The organism is Chitinophaga hostae, from assembly GCF_018224885.1.
In the GTDB taxonomy this organism is placed as follows: Bacteria; Bacteroidota; Bacteroidia; order Chitinophagales; family Chitinophagaceae; genus Chitinophaga; species Chitinophaga hostae.
Genome location: NZ_JAGTXB010000019.1, coordinates 26,966 through 43,497 on the forward strand (window position 1 = coordinate 26,966; position 16,532 = coordinate 43,497).

At 47.1% G+C, this 16,532-nt stretch carries 15 protein-coding genes; 7 read left to right on the forward strand and 8 right to left on the reverse strand.

Features of this window, described 5'->3' with window-relative positions:
* Positions 1-39 precede the first annotated feature (39 nt).
* Positions 40-1,725, reverse strand: a complete 1,686-nt coding sequence (locus KE626_RS27045) for a RagB/SusD family nutrient uptake outer membrane protein (protein ID WP_211976152.1) — start codon at positions 1,723-1,725, stop codon at positions 40-42.
* A 24-nt stretch (positions 1,726-1,749) separates the two neighbouring features.
* Positions 1,750-4,821 (reverse strand): SusC/RagA family TonB-linked outer membrane protein, encoded by a 3,072-nt coding sequence (locus KE626_RS27050; protein WP_211976153.1) that lies wholly within the window; start codon positions 4,819-4,821, stop codon positions 1,750-1,752.
* Between the two features lie 195 nt (positions 4,822-5,016).
* Between KE626_RS27050 and KE626_RS27055 the strand changes: the two genes are divergently transcribed.
* From KE626_RS27055 to KE626_RS27070, 4 genes are all read left to right on the forward strand, one after another.
* Positions 5,017-6,066 (forward strand): LacI family DNA-binding transcriptional regulator, encoded by a 1,050-nt coding sequence (locus KE626_RS27055; RefSeq protein ID WP_249207727.1) that lies wholly within the window; start codon positions 5,017-5,019, stop codon positions 6,064-6,066.
* Positions 6,067-6,178: 112 nt separating this feature from the next.
* Positions 6,179-8,329, forward strand: a complete 2,151-nt coding sequence (locus KE626_RS27060) for an alpha-glucuronidase family glycosyl hydrolase (protein ID WP_211976154.1) — start codon at positions 6,179-6,181, stop codon at positions 8,327-8,329.
* Between the two features lie 29 nt (positions 8,330-8,358).
* Positions 8,359-9,108, forward strand: a complete 750-nt coding sequence (locus tag KE626_RS27065) for an SDR family NAD(P)-dependent oxidoreductase (RefSeq protein WP_211976155.1) — start codon at positions 8,359-8,361, stop codon at positions 9,106-9,108.
* A gap of 33 nt (positions 9,109-9,141) precedes the next feature.
* Positions 9,142-11,058: a sialate O-acetylesterase gene (locus tag KE626_RS27070; protein ID WP_211976156.1), complete on the forward strand. Its 1,917-nt coding sequence runs from the start codon at positions 9,142-9,144 to the stop codon at positions 11,056-11,058.
* A 75-nt stretch (positions 11,059-11,133) separates the two neighbouring features.
* On the opposite strand, the gene KE626_RS27075 is transcribed toward KE626_RS27070, so the two are convergent.
* From KE626_RS27075 to KE626_RS27100, 6 genes are all read right to left on the reverse strand, one after another.
* A complete protein-coding gene (locus KE626_RS27075; RefSeq protein WP_211976157.1) occupies positions 11,134-11,805 on the reverse strand; it encodes a YceI family protein in 672 nt (223 codons plus the stop codon).
* A 134-nt stretch (positions 11,806-11,939) separates the two neighbouring features.
* Complete coding sequence (locus tag KE626_RS27080; protein WP_211976158.1) at positions 11,940-12,242, reverse strand: DUF493 domain-containing protein; 303 nt, start codon at positions 12,240-12,242, stop codon at positions 11,940-11,942.
* Between the two features lie 205 nt (positions 12,243-12,447).
* The gene (locus KE626_RS27085; RefSeq protein WP_211976159.1) at positions 12,448-12,711 is read right to left on the reverse strand and encodes a hypothetical protein; all 264 of its coding nucleotides are present in this window, start codon (positions 12,709-12,711) and stop codon (positions 12,448-12,450) included.
* Between the two features lie 132 nt (positions 12,712-12,843).
* Positions 12,844-13,599 carry an SDR family oxidoreductase gene (locus KE626_RS27090; RefSeq protein WP_211976160.1) on the reverse strand — a complete coding sequence of 252 codons (756 nt, stop codon included), beginning with the start codon at positions 13,597-13,599 and terminating at the stop codon, positions 12,844-12,846.
* 79 nt (positions 13,600-13,678) lie between these two features.
* Positions 13,679-13,876: a helix-turn-helix transcriptional regulator gene (locus KE626_RS27095; protein ID WP_211976161.1), complete on the reverse strand. Its 198-nt coding sequence runs from the start codon at positions 13,874-13,876 to the stop codon at positions 13,679-13,681.
* A 72-nt stretch (positions 13,877-13,948) separates the two neighbouring features.
* Positions 13,949-14,446, reverse strand: a complete 498-nt coding sequence (locus KE626_RS27100; RefSeq protein WP_211976162.1) for an SRPBCC family protein — start codon at positions 14,444-14,446, stop codon at positions 13,949-13,951.
* 140 nt (positions 14,447-14,586) lie between these two features.
* On the opposite strand from KE626_RS27100, the gene KE626_RS27105 reads away from it, so the two are divergent.
* The 3 genes from KE626_RS27105 (at position 14,587) to KE626_RS27115 (ending at position 16,516) form a co-directional block, all read left to right on the forward strand.
* Positions 14,587-15,558, forward strand: coding sequence for a GlxA family transcriptional regulator (locus KE626_RS27105; protein WP_211976163.1), 972 nt, complete (start codon positions 14,587-14,589; stop codon positions 15,556-15,558).
* 100 nt (positions 15,559-15,658) lie between these two features.
* Entirely contained in the window at positions 15,659-16,129 is a 471-nt protein-coding gene (locus KE626_RS27110) for a hypothetical protein (RefSeq protein WP_211976164.1), read from the forward strand.
* An 81-nt stretch (positions 16,130-16,210) separates the two neighbouring features.
* The gene (locus tag KE626_RS27115; RefSeq protein ID WP_211976165.1) at positions 16,211-16,516 is read left to right on the forward strand and encodes a hypothetical protein; all 306 of its coding nucleotides are present in this window, start codon (positions 16,211-16,213) and stop codon (positions 16,514-16,516) included.
* Positions 16,517-16,532: the final 16 nt, after the last annotated feature.

Consider the following 16,532-nt stretch of genomic DNA (forward strand, 5'->3'; position numbering starts at 1 on the left):
TTATTCACTTAAAACGATCCGGTTTCATCCGCTGTCTGCTTAGTTGTAACCCGGGTTCTGTTCCAGCACAGCGCTCCTGTTTCTTTCAATTTCTCCCTGTGGAATGGCCCAGAGATTAAAGCGGGGATCCATATTTACGCCGTAAAAAGGATTGTATTTTTTTACCCGCTCATACAACTTACCCAAACGCATCAACGTCAGCATCCTTTTTTCTTCCACTCCCAATTCCCTTAACCGTTCATCCAGGATATAATCCAGCGTAACGGCGCCGGCCAATACCGGGGAGGCATTCGCTCTTGCCCGTACCACGTTTATATCTGCCGCGGCAGGACCGGTACTTCCCAGCCCCAGGTAAGCCTCTGCTCTCAGTAAATAAGTTTCAGCCAACCTGAACATGTACTGATCTGCATAGGTACCACCTGCGGTAGCTTTTAATTCGTACTTCTTCACCGGGTCGGAAGCACCCGGGTTTACATATAATGCAGCGGGGTGATTGAAAGGTGTGGTGGCTTTTGACTGATAAGGATAAAAAACTCTTGAGGGAAAAGTAATATTAGCGCCGGGTGGAGGATTTTGTGTAGAAATTTTTTGCCCGAAAAACGGGCTCGCAGGATTGGTAGCTACTACTTCTCTTACGAAATTATGGTTCGCATTCCTGATATCATTATTAAAATCACTTTGCCATACTTCATCAGCAAAATGTTTTGAAGGCTGTAAAAAACCAACACCCCTGCCGCCGGTATAATCACCAATGGGCCAGAGGAATAATGCCACACCGTTCACCCGCATGTCGCGGTACAACGGTACGTGTACCCGTTCCAGTTGGTAGTTGCCTGCCATAGCAGTTGACACCGCAGATCCGCCCTGCACATCTGTTTCCAGTTGGATAACCCAGATCCCTTCGGTGTTACCGGCACTTTTCCGGTTCTGATTTTTTGCCTGGAACAGGTCCCAGTATACATCTCCCGGCGTAACCGTGGAGCGTGCACCGAAACGGGTCTTCATTAAGTCAGTAGCCGGATCATCGATCACCGCCGAAGCAGCATTCACGGCATGCTGAAACTGGCCGTCAGCAAGATATACTTCCGATAACAGGTGCTGTGCAGCAAGGTTGGATATTTCTCCATCCTTCACCACGGTAATTCCCGGTAAATTGGTAGCGGCAAATTTCAGGTCCGCAATAACCTGTGTCAATACTTCTTTTTTTGTTGCCCTTACAAAATCTGTTTTCTCTCCCACAATCTCATTTAATACCAGCGGTACACCTCCATATAAATAGGCAAGCGTTCTGTAACCTAAAGCCCTGAAAAACTTTGCCCTGGCTTCAAACAGCACTTTGTTGGCATTTGAAAGCCGGGAAGCAGGAATACGGTCAATAATGGTATTTGACTCTGCCACAATTTTATACAGCTGGCTCCAGTGGTTATTGGTAAGCGTGCCATTGGGACCAAATTCAGCCGACAGGTTGGGGTTGCTGCCCACCGACACTTCCACCGCCATATCTGTTCTGTATAGATACTGCATCGGTTGCCAGTCGCTGGACGTGTAAAATTCACTTCTTACTAATCCGTACAGGTTGTTGACAGATGCGTCAAAATCTTCTGTCGTTTTAAACGCGTTGGCGGTGCTGAGGAACGACAACGACTTTTCATCCAGGAAATCCTGCCTGCACGAAAACGCGAAGCAGAGTATAAACAGGAGTGATGTCCGGTACAATGTTTTCATATAAATATTTTTACAACGTGGTTTTTAGTATACAATGTTCAACCCTACCGTAAAACCTCTCAGAACGGGTCTTCCTCCTATCACCAGGCCCATCGGATTGCCGTCATTATCGTTGGCTTCAGGATCCCATCCTTCCCAGTTTGTCCAGGTATATAAATTTTTGCCGCTCACATACAGGTTGATCGACTGGGCTTTGAATTTCTTCAGAAGACTGGTGGCCAGGTTATAGGAAATGGAAACATCCTGTAATCTCACAAAGCTCCTGTCCTGGTACATACTAGGTTCAATTTTAGCGCGGGAGCCGGAGATATTTCTCGGGTATTTACCGGTGGGATTACCAGGCGACCAGAAGTCAATTCCCTGCAGGTTATTTACCCGGATACTGTTGTCTTCCCGGAAAAATGAGGGGTTGTTATTACCGAGATATCCGTTTCTGCCACCCTGCACGGAGTTCAGAAACAGGCTCACTGTAAAAGCTTTATAAGAGAAATTCTGGAACAGGCTCACCCTGTAGGCCGGCTCCTGCCGGCCCAGGAAAACCCGGTCCGATTGCTGCGTGATATCATTGTCTTTATTCTGATCCACTATCCTGACTGACCCCACCGGAAAACCGGGTATTCTCGGGTCATTGAGCTGGTAAATACCATCCAGCTGGTAATCATAAATGGCTTTGATGGATTTGCCGATAAACAGCGAGCTTGACACCAGGTCATCTTCTTTTCCATCTTTATTGGCGTCCATTCCTGTTAGTGTGATGATCTGGTTTTTGTTGGTGGAAAAATTGGCGGTGGCCGACCATTTAAAGTCTTTCTTATCTATTATGTTATAGGTCAAAGAAGTTTCGAAACCGCTGTTACGGATCTGGCCAAGATTGGTGGTAATGCTGCCAAACCCGGTAACATTGGGGATCGCCACGCTATACAGCAAATCGTAGGTATTGTTCCGGTAATAATCCAATGTACCTGTCAGCCTGTTGTTGAAAGCGTTAAAGTCAACACCGATGTTCAGTCCTTTGGTACGTTCCCATTTCAGGTTGTCGTTACCCAGTGAAGATACCTGCTGACCGAAAGCGGTGGTACCGCCATCACCGAATACGTAGGCTGCGTTGGTAGTTACCCGGGCAATGGAAGTATAACGCGAAGTTTGGTTGCCGTTGATACCATAGCCTGCGCGCAGTTTAAGGTAATCGATGGCAGGTATGCCCTTCATAAAATTTTCTTCCGATAAAATCCAGCCCAGGGCAAGTACCGGGAAGGTGCCGTATTTGTAGTTCTTTGCAAAACCGGAAAACCCATCCCGGCGCAGGATAGCGGTCAACAGGTACCGGTCTTTGAATTTATAGTTTACGCGCGCCATCTGGTAGGCCAGGTTTTCTTCCCAGGCATCGGATTGCGCAAACTGGTTAGTGCCCTGTGAAAGGTTATTATAGCTGAGCGTGAGCCGTGGAAACCCTCTTGCTTCGGAAAAAGTGCTGTTGAACTTTCTTCCTACTGCACCATACAACAAGGTAGCTGTGATATCATGATCGCCAAATTTTTTGGAATAGGTAAGGATGTTATCGAAGGTATAATCATAATAATCCTGGAACTCTTTGTAAGCCCTGCCTGTTTGTCCGGCATCATAAATACTGGAAAAGAAGTGTTTTGATAACCTGTAATTGTTACCGAAGTTCATGCGGTAGTTGAGTCCTTCCAGGAAGGGAAAATCTATATCTGTATAAATATTGGCGAAAAAATAGTTGGTGCGGTCGTAGTCATCCACGTGATAAGTAGTAAATGGATTCGGTTCCAGCGTATTCATCGGGAACGGTATTAATTTACCGGCGGTGTCGTAGGGTACAATTAATGGCGTCATGCGCTGCAAACTACCAAAGGAAGGTTCGGCACCGTCCTGGTTAATAAATGCAGCCGACGACAGCAGGCCTACTTTCCACCAGGATAGCGGTCGTGTTTCGATGTTGGCGCGGATCGATTTTCTTTTAAATTTATCGTTGACAATAAATCCCTTCTGATCCACCAGGCTTCCGGATACAAGGTAGGTAACACGATCGCCCCCGCCGGAAATACTTAGGTTGGTTTCCGAAATGGTGCCGGTATTGGTTCCTTCTCCAAACCAGTCGTAGTTGTTGGGCAGTAATCCGCCTTGCCCGTTACGGATACTGTTATCCGCTACGTCTTCAATTTTAAAATCGGGATTGGGTGTGGTATAATCCGGCGCCAGGTAGGCCTTGTCGTAGAAGGCTTCCTTTAAATAATTAAGATATCCTTCCCGGTCGTATGGTTTCAGTTTACCGATAGTAGGATATTGACTGGTATAGGAAGTAGAAAAGGCGATACGTGGTTGCTGGTTAATTTTTCCTTTCCTGGAGGTGATGAGGATCACGCCGTTGGCTGCCTGCGCGCCATAAACGGCGGTGGAGCTGGCATCTTTCAATACATCAATGGTGGCGATATCATCGGGATTGATGTAGGAAAGGGAGCCGGTGTACTGAATACCGTCGAGGATCATGAGTACGTTCTGGTTACCGTTCAGCGTTACGCGCCCCCTGATGGAGATGGGCGGTGTGCCGCCTGCCACGGTAGCGATGCCAACGTTCAATCCGGGTACGGTTCCCTGCAGGAACTGGCCGATATTGGTGTTGGGGGCTTCCCGTAGCGATTCGAGGTTTACACTGGCCACTGCGCCGGTCAGGTCTTTCTTTTTCTGCGTGCCATATCCTACTACCACTATCTCTCCCACATCTTTTGCAGCGGGGGAGAGCTGCACATTTATCCGGGTATCGTCTTCCACCGTTATTTCTTTGTTGGCGTAGCCGATACTTGAAATAACGAGGACGGCGCCCTTGGTGGCGGTAATTACAAATTCGCCGTTGCCGTTGGTGACCTGTCCTTTGTTGGTGCCTTTGAGCACGACGGACGCGCCGGGCACCGGATCGTTGCGTTCGGTGGTGACGCGGCCGTGGATGGTTTTATCCTGCGCTGCCAGGAGTATGGGCCAGGCAAAAAGACAGGCCGAAAAAAGAATCATCGCCACTACCCGGTTGATGGATAGTTGGGGGATGTTCCTGCTGTTTTTAAAGTTTTCAGTTTTTTTCATAACGTTTAGTGTCATAAGGACAATTATAAAAAATGGTAAAAAACGGGTTGGAATTATGCTAACGTGGTTATTCCTTTTTTGATCGTTTGGTTGACATCAGTGAAACGAATATAAGAAAAAATAGGATTTACGTAACCGATTGCATTTTTTTATTCAAAAAAAGTTCATTTCCTTTGATAAACAAGCAGAAGAAAAATGCCAGAAATGCCAGAAGACCGGGAAGTAACGATATATGATATAGCCAGATACCTGAATATTTCGGCTGCCACGGTGAGCAGGGGGTTGAAAAACAATCCCATGATCAGTAAAAACACCCGGAAAAAAATTGCAGAAGCGGCAAAGTCGCTTGGTTATCAATCAAATACATTTGCCAGCAGTTTAAGAAGCCGGCATACGCATACACTGGGTGTGCTGGTGCCCAGGCTGAACAGTCACTTTATGTCGTCTGCCCTGGCCGGCATGGAAAATGCCGCCAACCGCCACGGCTATAACCTCATCATTGCGCAATCGCTCGAAGATGTGGAGAAGGAAAAACGCAATGCTGCCACCATGTTTAATAAACGGGTAGATGGTCTGCTGATCTCCCTTTCTTATAATACTCAGGATATCCACCACTTAGAGCCTTTCTTCAAAAGGAAAATACCGGTCGTTTTCTTTGACCGCGTGTATCCCCACGACGAAAGCACCTCCGTTGGTATCAACAACCAGGAGGCCGCCTATAATATTACCAAACACCTGATCAGCCAGGGCTGCAGAAAGATCATGCACCTGGGCGGAAACCTGCTGAGGAACGTGTACCAGGAAAGACTGGCCGGCTACCGGAAAGCGCTGGAGGACCACCATCTTCCTTTCAGCAAGAAACTGTATTTAACGGGTCCCCTCTCGGAACAGGCCGGCGCAGATGCCGCCAGGTATATACTGGACCTGCCAGCGGAAGAGCGCCCGGATGCCGTGTTCTCCGCCAATGATACCGCTGCCGTGTATTGCATGCTGACCCTCAAGACCGCAGGCCTGCGTATCCCGGAAGATATTGCCTTTGCAGGCTTTAATAATGACCCCATCAGCCGGGTGATTGAACCCAACCTCACCACCATGGACTATTCCGGTGACAGCATCGGCAATACGGCCGCCACCTATTTAATTAACCACCTCAAAGGCATCAGCAACCTGTATACCACCAATGCTATCACGCTCCGCGCGGATATGGTCATCAGGGCATCGTCGCTCAAAAACAAATTGCCATAAACCAATTTTTTTTATGATATTCACGCAACCGATTGCGAAAAAATATACAAAAAAGGTGATTCCCAGTTAGTTTTTGTATGTTGTCATTGAGAAAAAACAGTTGATTATCCGTATGAAAAAAAACACGTTATTGATTTTATGCCTTTGCTGCTTTCTTATCACCAAAGGAGAAAACGGGTACGATCTCTGGTTGCGGTACAAACCTGTCAGCAATCACATACTGCTATCCGTTTATCGTAAAAATATTACCCAGCTCATCACCGGCGACTCCTCCGCCACGATGAACATTATAAAAAACGAATTGCTCACAGGAATCGCCGGTTTGCTGCAAACAGAAATCGGGTACCACCACAGCGTAACCCGCGATGGCGCCATTATTGCAGGCACGCCCCGCTCCTCTGCCCTTATCCGCAACGCCGGTATTGCCACGCAGCTGCAGGCCGCAGGTGACGAAGGCTTCGTGATCACCACCAAAAAAATAAACGGTAAACAATGCATTCTCATCTCCGGAAATTCAGAAAAAGGAGTACTGTATGGCGCTTTTCATTTCCTGCGCCTCCTGCAAACGGAACAACCCATCACATCATTACATATTGTTTCGGCGCCTAAGATCCGCCTCCGGATGCTGGACCACTGGGACAATCCCAACAGAACAGTAGAACGGGGCTACGCAGGTTTCTCCATCTGGAACTGGCATACCCTGCCTACGTATATTGATCAGCGTTATATCGACTATGCCAGGGCCAACGCCTCCATCGGTATCAATGGCACCGTTATCACGAATGTAAATGCCAATGCAGTTATCCTGACCCCCGCCTACCTGGAAAAAGTAAAAGCGCTGGCGGACGTATTCCGCCCCTATGGCATCAAAGTCTATCTCACGGCCAGGTTCAGCGCTCCTATTGAAATCGGCGGACTAAAAACTGCAGACCCCTTAGATGCCGGCGTACAACAATGGTGGAGAGAAAAAATAAAAGAGATATACACGTACATCCCCGACTTCGGCGGTTTTCTCGTAAAAGCAAACAGCGAAGGACAACCCGGTCCGCAGGATTATAAACGCAGTCACGCCGACGGCGCCAACATGCTGGCCGACGCCATTGCCCCGTTTAATGGCATCATTATATGGCGCGCGTTTGTATACAGTCACGATAACCCGCTGGACCGGCATAAACAGGCCTACGATGATTTTGTTCCACTCAACGGAAAATTCCGCGACAACGTGATGGTACAGGTAAAAAACGGCGCAATCGACTTCATGCCGCGGGAACCATTTCATCCTTTGTTTGGCGCCATGCCCCAAACACCGCTGATGATGGAGTTCCAGGTAACACAGGAATACCTGGGACAAGGAACGAGCCTGGTATTCCTGGCGCCCTTATTCAAAGAAACCCTGGAAAGCGATACCTACTATAAAGGAAAAGGCAGCACCGTAGCCAAAGTGATTGACGGAACACTGGACGGGCACAGGCTCACAGGCATCGCCGGCGTAGCTAATATCGGTAACGACATTAACTGGTGCGGTCATCCGTTTGCACAGGCAAACTGGTACACGCTCGGACGCCTCGCCTGGGATCCTGCTATTTCCAGCGAACAGATCGCCGGCGAATGGTTGCGCATGACCTTTTCCAATCAGCCGGATTTTCTGAAAACGGCATCGCAATTAATGCTGGAAAGCCGCGATATCATTGTACAATATTCCAACCCTATCGGGTTGCATCATATCATGGGTACAGGCCATCACTACGGCCCCGCACCATGGGTGAGTAATCAGCAACGGCCGGAGTGGAATCCTGTTTACTACCATAAATCCGACAGCAACGGCATCGGCTTTGACCGCACCGTGACCGGCAGTAATGCGCTGGCGCAATATTATCCCGGTGCGCGAAAACAATGGGAAAACAGCCATACCTGCGATGAAAAATACCTGTTGTGGTTTCATCATGTACCCTGGAACTTTCAATTGAAAAACGGGCGTAATGTATGGGAAGAATTATGTTTTCAATATTATACCGGCGCCGAACGGGCAGGAAAAATGCGGGATACCTGGAATACACTGCGCCCATTTGTGGATCAGCAAAGATTTGAACAGGTAAGTATGCTGCTGAAAATACAGCACGAAGAAGCTACCTGGTGGCGCAATGCCTGCCTGTTGTACTTTCAGACCTGCAGCAGGCTGCCCATTCCGTTACAGTATGAAAAGCCCGGCCACACACTGGAATATTATAAAAACCTGCGGTTCCCGTATGCTCCGGGTATTTAACCACAGCACTTAAAAACTGAAGAAGGAAAATGACAGCCACAAAAAGAAAACTAGCTATTGTAACAGGCGGCGGCTCAGGCATTGGTCTGGCTATCGCCGAAAAATTTGTGCAGGAAGGAATCCGTGTAGTCATTACCGGTAGAAACCAGGAAAGACTGGATGCTGCCGTTCAGCAACTGGGCGCATTATGCCACGCTATCCCCTGTGATCTGACGCAGCTTGCTTCCATCCCCGCGTTGGTACAATCGGTCATAGATCAGCACGGCCCGATAGATATACTGGTGAATAACGCGGGCACCAATATGAAAAAAGATTTTACGGAAGTAACCGATGACGAATTCCAACAGGTCATCCTGACCAATCTCACTGCCGTGTTTACGATGAGCCGTGAGGTGGTGAAAAACATGTTGCAGCAGGAAGCAGGTTGTATTATCAACATCAGTTCAATGGCAGCGCAATATGGTTTACCCAAGGTGATCGCCTACTCCGCCAGCAAAACGGCCATCGACGGCATGACCAGGGCCATGGCGGTGGAGCTCTCGCCCAAAGGAATCCGGATCAACGCTATTGCACCGGGGTTTATCTATTCCGATATGACCGCAAAAGCATTGGACAGTGATCCGGAAAGAAAGGCAAAGGTATTTGGCAGAACCCCCATGGGCACTATGGGCCAGCCTGCCGACGTAGCCGGCGCCGCCTATTTCCTGACTACTGATGCAGCAAAGTTTATTACAGGAGTGGTATTACCGGTAGATGGAGGAAACAGCATCGGTTTTTAACAACACCCATCATATCAAATGAATCAGCTAAAGATGAAGCAATCAATCTTCCTTCCACTGTTACTATGCTGCATGTTCAGCGGGTTTGCACAGGTAAAGCTGCCCCGGCTGATCCGCGACAGCATGATCCTGCAGCGGGATGAAAAAATAAAATTGTGGGGATGGGCATCTGTCCATGAAAAAATACAGGTCCGTTTCAACGGTAAAGTATATACCACTAAAGCCGATGCCAACGGCAACTGGATGCTGCATTTGCCACCCACCAAAGCCGGCGGCCCTTATCGCATGGACATTACCGGGCTTAATAAAATTACCCTGCATGATATCCTGTTTGGCGATGTATGGTTTTGCAGCGGGCAGTCCAACATGGTTCATCAGCTCAATATTCACGATGTAACTTATGCCAACGAAATTGCCACGGCCAACTATCCGGAGATCCGGCAATTCCTGGTACCTGCGCAAACCAGCCTCTCCGGCTCTCAAACAGATATAACTGACGGGTACTGGCAACCCGCAGTGGGAGAAGCTGTCAGACCGTTTTCGGCAGTCGCCTGGTTCTTTGCCAAAAGACTTCATGAAAAATATAAAATACCTATCGGCATTATCAACGCCAGCGTAGGCGGCACGCCTATAGAAGCATGGATCAGCGAGGAAGGCCTGAAAGCCTTTCCCGGACCCGCTGCCACCATACAAAAAAATAAAGACACTGCTTATATCAACCGTTTCAGGCGTACGGCAGCAGCTATGCCTAAAACACCGGCAGACGCCGGGCTGGCAGGGACTCCCCGATGGTACGACACCAACTATATACCCGGGGGATGGCGCCGCATCAATATCCCCGGCTACTGGGAAGATCAGGGGTTGAAAGATTTAAACGGCGTGGTATGGTACCGCAGGGAAATTGATATACCTGCTGCCATGGCCGGGAAAGCCGCCACCGTTTTCCTGGGGCGCATTGTGGATGCAGATGAACTTTATATCAACGGACAGCCGGCAGGCCGCACTACCTACCTGTATCCGCAACGCCGGTACCGGGTACCTGCTTCCGTATTGAAAACCGGTAAAAATCTTTTTGTCGTCAGGGTTAGCAATACCGCCGGTAAAGGAGGCTTTGTTCCGGATAAACCCTATTGCATTTTTTCGGGTGCTGATACGGTCGACTTAAAAGGCGACTGGGCCTATAAAGTAGGCGCTGTTTTTTCTCCCGCTGCAATGCGGGAACCCGGAGGTATTCATCTCCCTAATCAACCTGCCGCTTTGTATAATGCCATGGTAGCCCCGGAAACCAATTATGCCATTAAGGGGTTTTGCTGGTACCAGGGGGAAACCAATACCGGTGAGCCCAAACAATATGCACGATTATTACCGGCGCTGATCGGCGACTGGCGCAACAAATGGCAGCAAGGATCCGTTCCTTTTCTTTTTGTGCAGCTGCCCGGGTTTATGGATTACAATTATTTGCCGGCAGAAAGCAACTGGGCCGAATTGAGGGCTGCCCAATTCAAATCATTATCCGTTCCCAATACCGCCATGGCAGTGGCGATTGACCTTGGGGAGTGGAATGATATACATCCTGACAATAAAAAAGATGTAGGTGAACGCCTGGCTCTCGCGGCTATGAAAGCGGCTTACAGGGAAAATATTACTTCTTCCGGTCCCCTTTATGAATCAGCTGTTATCAACGAAAATAAAGTCACGATCAGCTTTACCGATACCGGTAGCGGGTTAATGACACCTGATGGCGAGGCGCCTTCCACATTTGAGATTGCTGCTGCAGATAAAAAATTTGTATGGGCGCAGGCGAAGATAGACGGGAATAAAATAATTGTATGGAGCGATGACGTCCCCGCGCCAAGGTATGTTCGTTATGCGTGGTCAGATAACCCGGTAAATCCTAATTTATTTAACAGGGAGCTGCTGCCCGCGTCCCCATTCAGTACCGTGGAGTAACTGTGCTCCTATTACAGCAACAGCCCGGCAAATAATATTGCCGGGCTGTTTCATTTGATATTGGCAGGAAAGCAATTATTTTTTTACAGCTTTCAGGCTAAAACCAATTTCAACATCTTTGCTGATCATCCAGTTTTCAGGGCTGCCTTCTGTTTTGTAGTTGATACCCCATGAAGATCTGTCGATCACGAATTTTGCATTCGCAGTTACGTTGTTTTCGCTAACAGTGATTTGTGCAGGGAAAGTGATGTTCAGGGTGCTGTCTTTCAGGGTCAGGTTGCCGCTGATAAGATTGGTAGCGCCTTCCAGCAGACTTTTCTGTTTGGTGCTGTCGAAAGGAGCTACGCCGGTGATAACAAATTTAGCAGCCGGGTACTTAGCAACATCGAAAAAGTCGGGGCTTTTCAGGTGGCCTTCCAGGTCGGATGCTTTTTTATCAGGCTCTGTAACAGAAGCCGGATCAGCAGCCAGGCTGGTGAGGTTTACATCAAAGCTACCGCCGGTAACGGCGCCGTTTTCAATGTTCAGGCTACCATCTGCTACTTTGATAGTACCGAAACGAGGTGCAAATCCACCTTTGTGTGTAGCACGCCATTGAACAGTTGTAGTGGTAGTGTCAATTGTATAAGCTGCGCCGGTTGCTGCAGCTGCTTCTTTCTTTTCGTCGGTCTTCGCCTGATCGGTCGAAGCGCCACCGCATGCCGCCAGCATGGCCAGCAGGATAAAGGCAGGTACTGTTTGCTTCATAAATTTGAATTAGTATTATATATAAGTCGCCGAAATTAGTGAATCCGGCTCAACCAAAATACAATACATCGAAAAATGTCAATATTATAACAATTCCTTCATATTATGTACTACAACAGGTATGACCACTGCTGCTACAACATAATCACTGAATTGATCTTCGACACCTCCTTGTAATAGGAAATGACTTCTTCTTCATTCTGAACAAATACCAGTACAGTAAAGGATTTATATTTTCCACCGGAAGAACTTGTTTCTGTAATAGTAGCGCCGGCAAACATCGACTTCAGTTCCGTTATCTTGTCCTCTTCTTCCGCTTTTATAATGAACTTAAAAGTATATTCGGTGGGGAATACGATGGATTGCTGCAACAGGGTACGAAAATTTTCATATGGATCTCCGTTTAAGCTGGCATTTAGATTTTCCTCTATAGACATATTAACACTATTTATCAATTCTGTTTATCAAAATCAACCTGCAAAATAGCTCCTTTTTGCGGTAAACCGCGAAGCCGGGTACGGCGAATTTTTGCCACCGCCCGTAATGGATGATGCCATGAAGAAAAAAATGCCGGACCTGGCAGAAAAGTATGGCCAGAAAATGTATCCGCCGGATTATTTTGCAAACAACCAGGCAAAATAATTAACCAACGGTATCGATCAGCTGAAATAGCTGGTTAACGGCCAGGATCAGGCCCAGTACCAGGAAAAGCCAGAACCGCATTTTACGGTAGGATTGCGCCGTTATAATATAAAGCGCCAGGCAAATTACCCAGTAAGCAATGGCAATACCTTTAAAAGCAGCGGAATGCTTCATATAGGTATTGCCAACGAGTAATAGTATAATTCCCACCGCTTCAAGAGGTGGTCCGTAACTTTGCCAGAACAAAACCAGTTTTCCTTTCATAACAATATGGCTTTCGTGATATGCAGCTGCATGTTTCCTTTATATGGAGTATGGGTTAACCGGGTTATCGGTAACAGGCATAATTATACGAAAAACCTGCGGGAAAAAGTACATTCACGGAAATGAAAAGTATTAACGGGTAGTATATCCGCCATTGGCAAAAATAGTTTGCCCGGTAATCCACCAGCCGTCAGTCACGAGGAATTCCACCAATGGCGCAATATCATTGATATTGGTGAGGCCGCCCAGTGCAGACGCTGCCTTATGATAGGCTACGGCATCATCGCTTTCCTGTCCGTAAAAGAACGGCGTATCCATTGGCCCCGGCGCCACCGCTGACACTGAAATACCGCGGACGCCAAATTCCTTTGCACCGGCGCGTGTAAAATGTTCAACCGGCGCTTTCATTCCTGCGTAAGTGGAATAGTACCCTGTAAATGCCGCCAGCAGCGATGTTACAATGGTACATATCTTACCATCGGCATTCAGTTTCTTTCCTGCTTCCTGTATAAAGAAATAAGCCACTTTGGAATTAATGTCGGACATACTGTCGTATTCCGCTTCACTGGTAAGGTCGAATGGTTTTTTCAGCACTTTTCCTACTGTATTAACAGCAATATCAACACCGCCAAACGTTGTCACGGCTTCGTCGAAGAACCGGGTAATATTCTTCACATCTGTGAGATCTGCCTGGAACAGGAATGCTGAAGCACCCAGCGCCTGTACATCCGCCAGTGTTTTTTCGGCATCTGCCTTTGTACTTTCACTGTTGTAATGAATGGCTAATTTTGCTCCCTTCTCTGCAAAATTACGGCTTAATAAGCCGCCCAGGTTTTTCGCGCCACCGGCGATCAAAATTACTTTTCCATTTAAATCATTTCTTGCCATAGTAAAAATATTAGTTGTTTAAACTATGGCAAAGATCCAGCGACTAAATAGTTATATCGTGGTGAACTTTTCGGAAGTTTTATACAGACCTGTTATTTTTCCGCCACTGATCGGGTGTCAGTTTCACATATTTTTTAAAGAATTTGGAAAAATTGGATGGGTCGTAAGTCAGTGTGATGGCTATTTGCAGGTCATCGATGTGCCTGTCAAGCAACACAAAGTACTGACCGGTGATTTCCTCGCCTCTGCTGATCTTCTTAATATCAGTATCCGCCATTACTACTTTCTTACAAATCTACAGCGTAAATGCGGTAAATCCATATAGCCGGCATGGTGAACTTTTCGGATATTAATGCTGCTCCAGTTTCCATTTTCCCGCCAGTTCGGCGTTGTAACCATCCGATTCTTTAGGGTTGGGTTGTCCCTTACCGGTGGTGATCAGGCTGTACAAACTCTCTGTTATATAATGGGTCCATGCTTCCCGGCAAATCTCATAACATTCATGCTGAGGTACCAGGCCTTCATGTGTAAATGTTACGGCTGTTTGCGCATCTTTCTGAGAGATATCAAAAACGATCTTTGTTCCGCTCCATTCGGCTTTGTCGGCAGTAAAATTGAAATAACTATCCACCACCAGCCAAACCACTCTTTTGCCAGGTACCAGTTCAATTAATTTCATTTTACAATAATGAATATCTTTATAATGATAAACGAATTCATCATCCAGGTGATGTGTACCTCCTTCAATTTCTTCTGACCACCAATCGCGTATATCGGTGATAGCGTTAAAGGCTTCGGATGGTGTTTGGTTCACCAATATTGTAGTGGTAAAATCCGGTGTTCTCATTTTTATAGATTTTAATGAAAAAGATGAAATGTTGTTTTTCAAAACTACGGTCTTAACCCGGGAGTTACAGGGTGTGATATAGACTTTATTCCGGGTCATTTTAGACACAATAAATAAGTATCTTTGGTAAAAGCATCTTTATGAAGCATGTAACCATCGTTGTTCCCGAAGGAGATGTTAATCTCAGCAGTATAACGGGTTCATTCGAAATCCTGAGCCAGGCAAATGCCCATTGGCAAAGGATGGGTAACGAATCCATGATGGATATCCGCATAGCCGGTTTTATGCCTGAAATAAAACTGGATGCCGGTTTCTTTTCGGTGTACCCGGTAAACATCAATGATGTGAAGAAAACTGACCTGCTGATCATCCCTTCTGTTTCTTACGACAGCCAGGTGATGCAGGACAATGCCGGGCTGATTACCTGGATCTCCGCTCAATATAAAGCCGGTGCAGAAGTAGCGAGTATGTGTTCCGGCGCTTTCCTGCTGGCTGCTACGGGCTTGCTGGACGGGAAGAGTTGCTCTACCCACTGGAATTTGTCGGCCGATTTCAAGCGGCTGTTTCCCAATGTGCACCTGCATACCGACAAACTGATCACTTCCGAGAAAGGGATATATACTAACGGTGGCGGCTACTCTTTTTTAAACCTTATCCTGTTTTTGGTAGAGCAATATTTTGGCAGGGAGATCGCTGTTTACTGTTCAAAAATATTCCAGATTGATATTGAACGATCATCACAATCGCCCTTTCACATTTTCCAGATGCAGAAGAATCATGGCGATGATTTGATTTCACAGGCGCAGACTTATATAGAACACAACCTGGGTGAAAAAATTTCTTTTGAGGACCTGGCGGTGAAACTCGCTACCAGCAGGCGGAATTTCGACCGGCGCTTCATCAAAGCTACCGGCAATACTCCTGTGGAATACTTACAGCGTGTAAAAGTGGAAGCCGCCAAAAATGCGTTGGAAAAAGGCAGGAAAAGCATCTTTGAGGTGATGATGGAAGTGGGGTATTCTGATGATAAGGCTTTCCGGGAAGTTTTTAAAAAGATAACCGGGATTTCTCCGCTGGAGTACCGGGCTAAATATAATAAAGTACCCGTTTAGGTGGTTTAAATACCTTATTTTTTCAATTTTCATTTTCGCTTCATCTTCGGTATTTAGCTTTGCTCCAGACAATTATTAAACCATCTGAAAAACCGTTATTATGAAGTCGAAAGTGTTAATGATCGTTGCGTTGTTCTTTTCCGGAGCAGCTTTTGCCCAGCAGGCCAGTATTCAGACCAGTGGCAATACTACGGTTACCAAACAGCAGAGCACTGTTAGTGGCAGCAGCAGCAACAGTGCCGGCGCTAACGTCACTGCCCCGCAGGGTAGCACTGGCATGGATGCCTCCCAAAGTGGCGAAGCCACGATTAATACCAACGCTATCAAAGATGCTGGCGGAACAGCCACTGGGCATGTCCGTGAAAAAGCGCAAACTATTACAGCGATCGCTGTTCAGCAAGGGCAAACCACCATTAAAACCGTGGCGGATCACGCGGTAAAAGTAGAAGGGGGTGTTATCAAAACAGCTGCTAATGTCAGGGCTGTGGGGCAACAAGCCATAAAGGTAGCACCTGTTCCCATCAGGGTAAATACCAGGATCACTGGCGGCGCCGCATTGGGTATCTTGTAATTTCAAAAGAAAAAGCAGAATTTTACCGGTGAACAACGGTAAAATTCTGTTCCGCTTCCCTCTTATATGGCAAAATTATTGATGTCCGCATGCCTGCTAGCGTCTATCCTGGCGCTAGTACAGCCTCAAAAAGGCTATGGCTACGGGTATGCCAACAGGGAAGATTTATCCGCTTATCATTATATCACGATGCGGACAGACAGTGTGTCACCGGCCCCTAAACCGGCCGATAAACCTGTTGAAAAAGTAATAGACGTATCGCTGCCACAAATAAAAGAAGTGCCTAAATCGAGGCGGGTGGTAAAGCCGATAGCTATTCCTTCTCCATTGCCCGTGAAACCCATCAGGATCATTAAACCAAAAATCACCGTTCGTAAGCTGATCTAACAGGGTTAAAAACAAG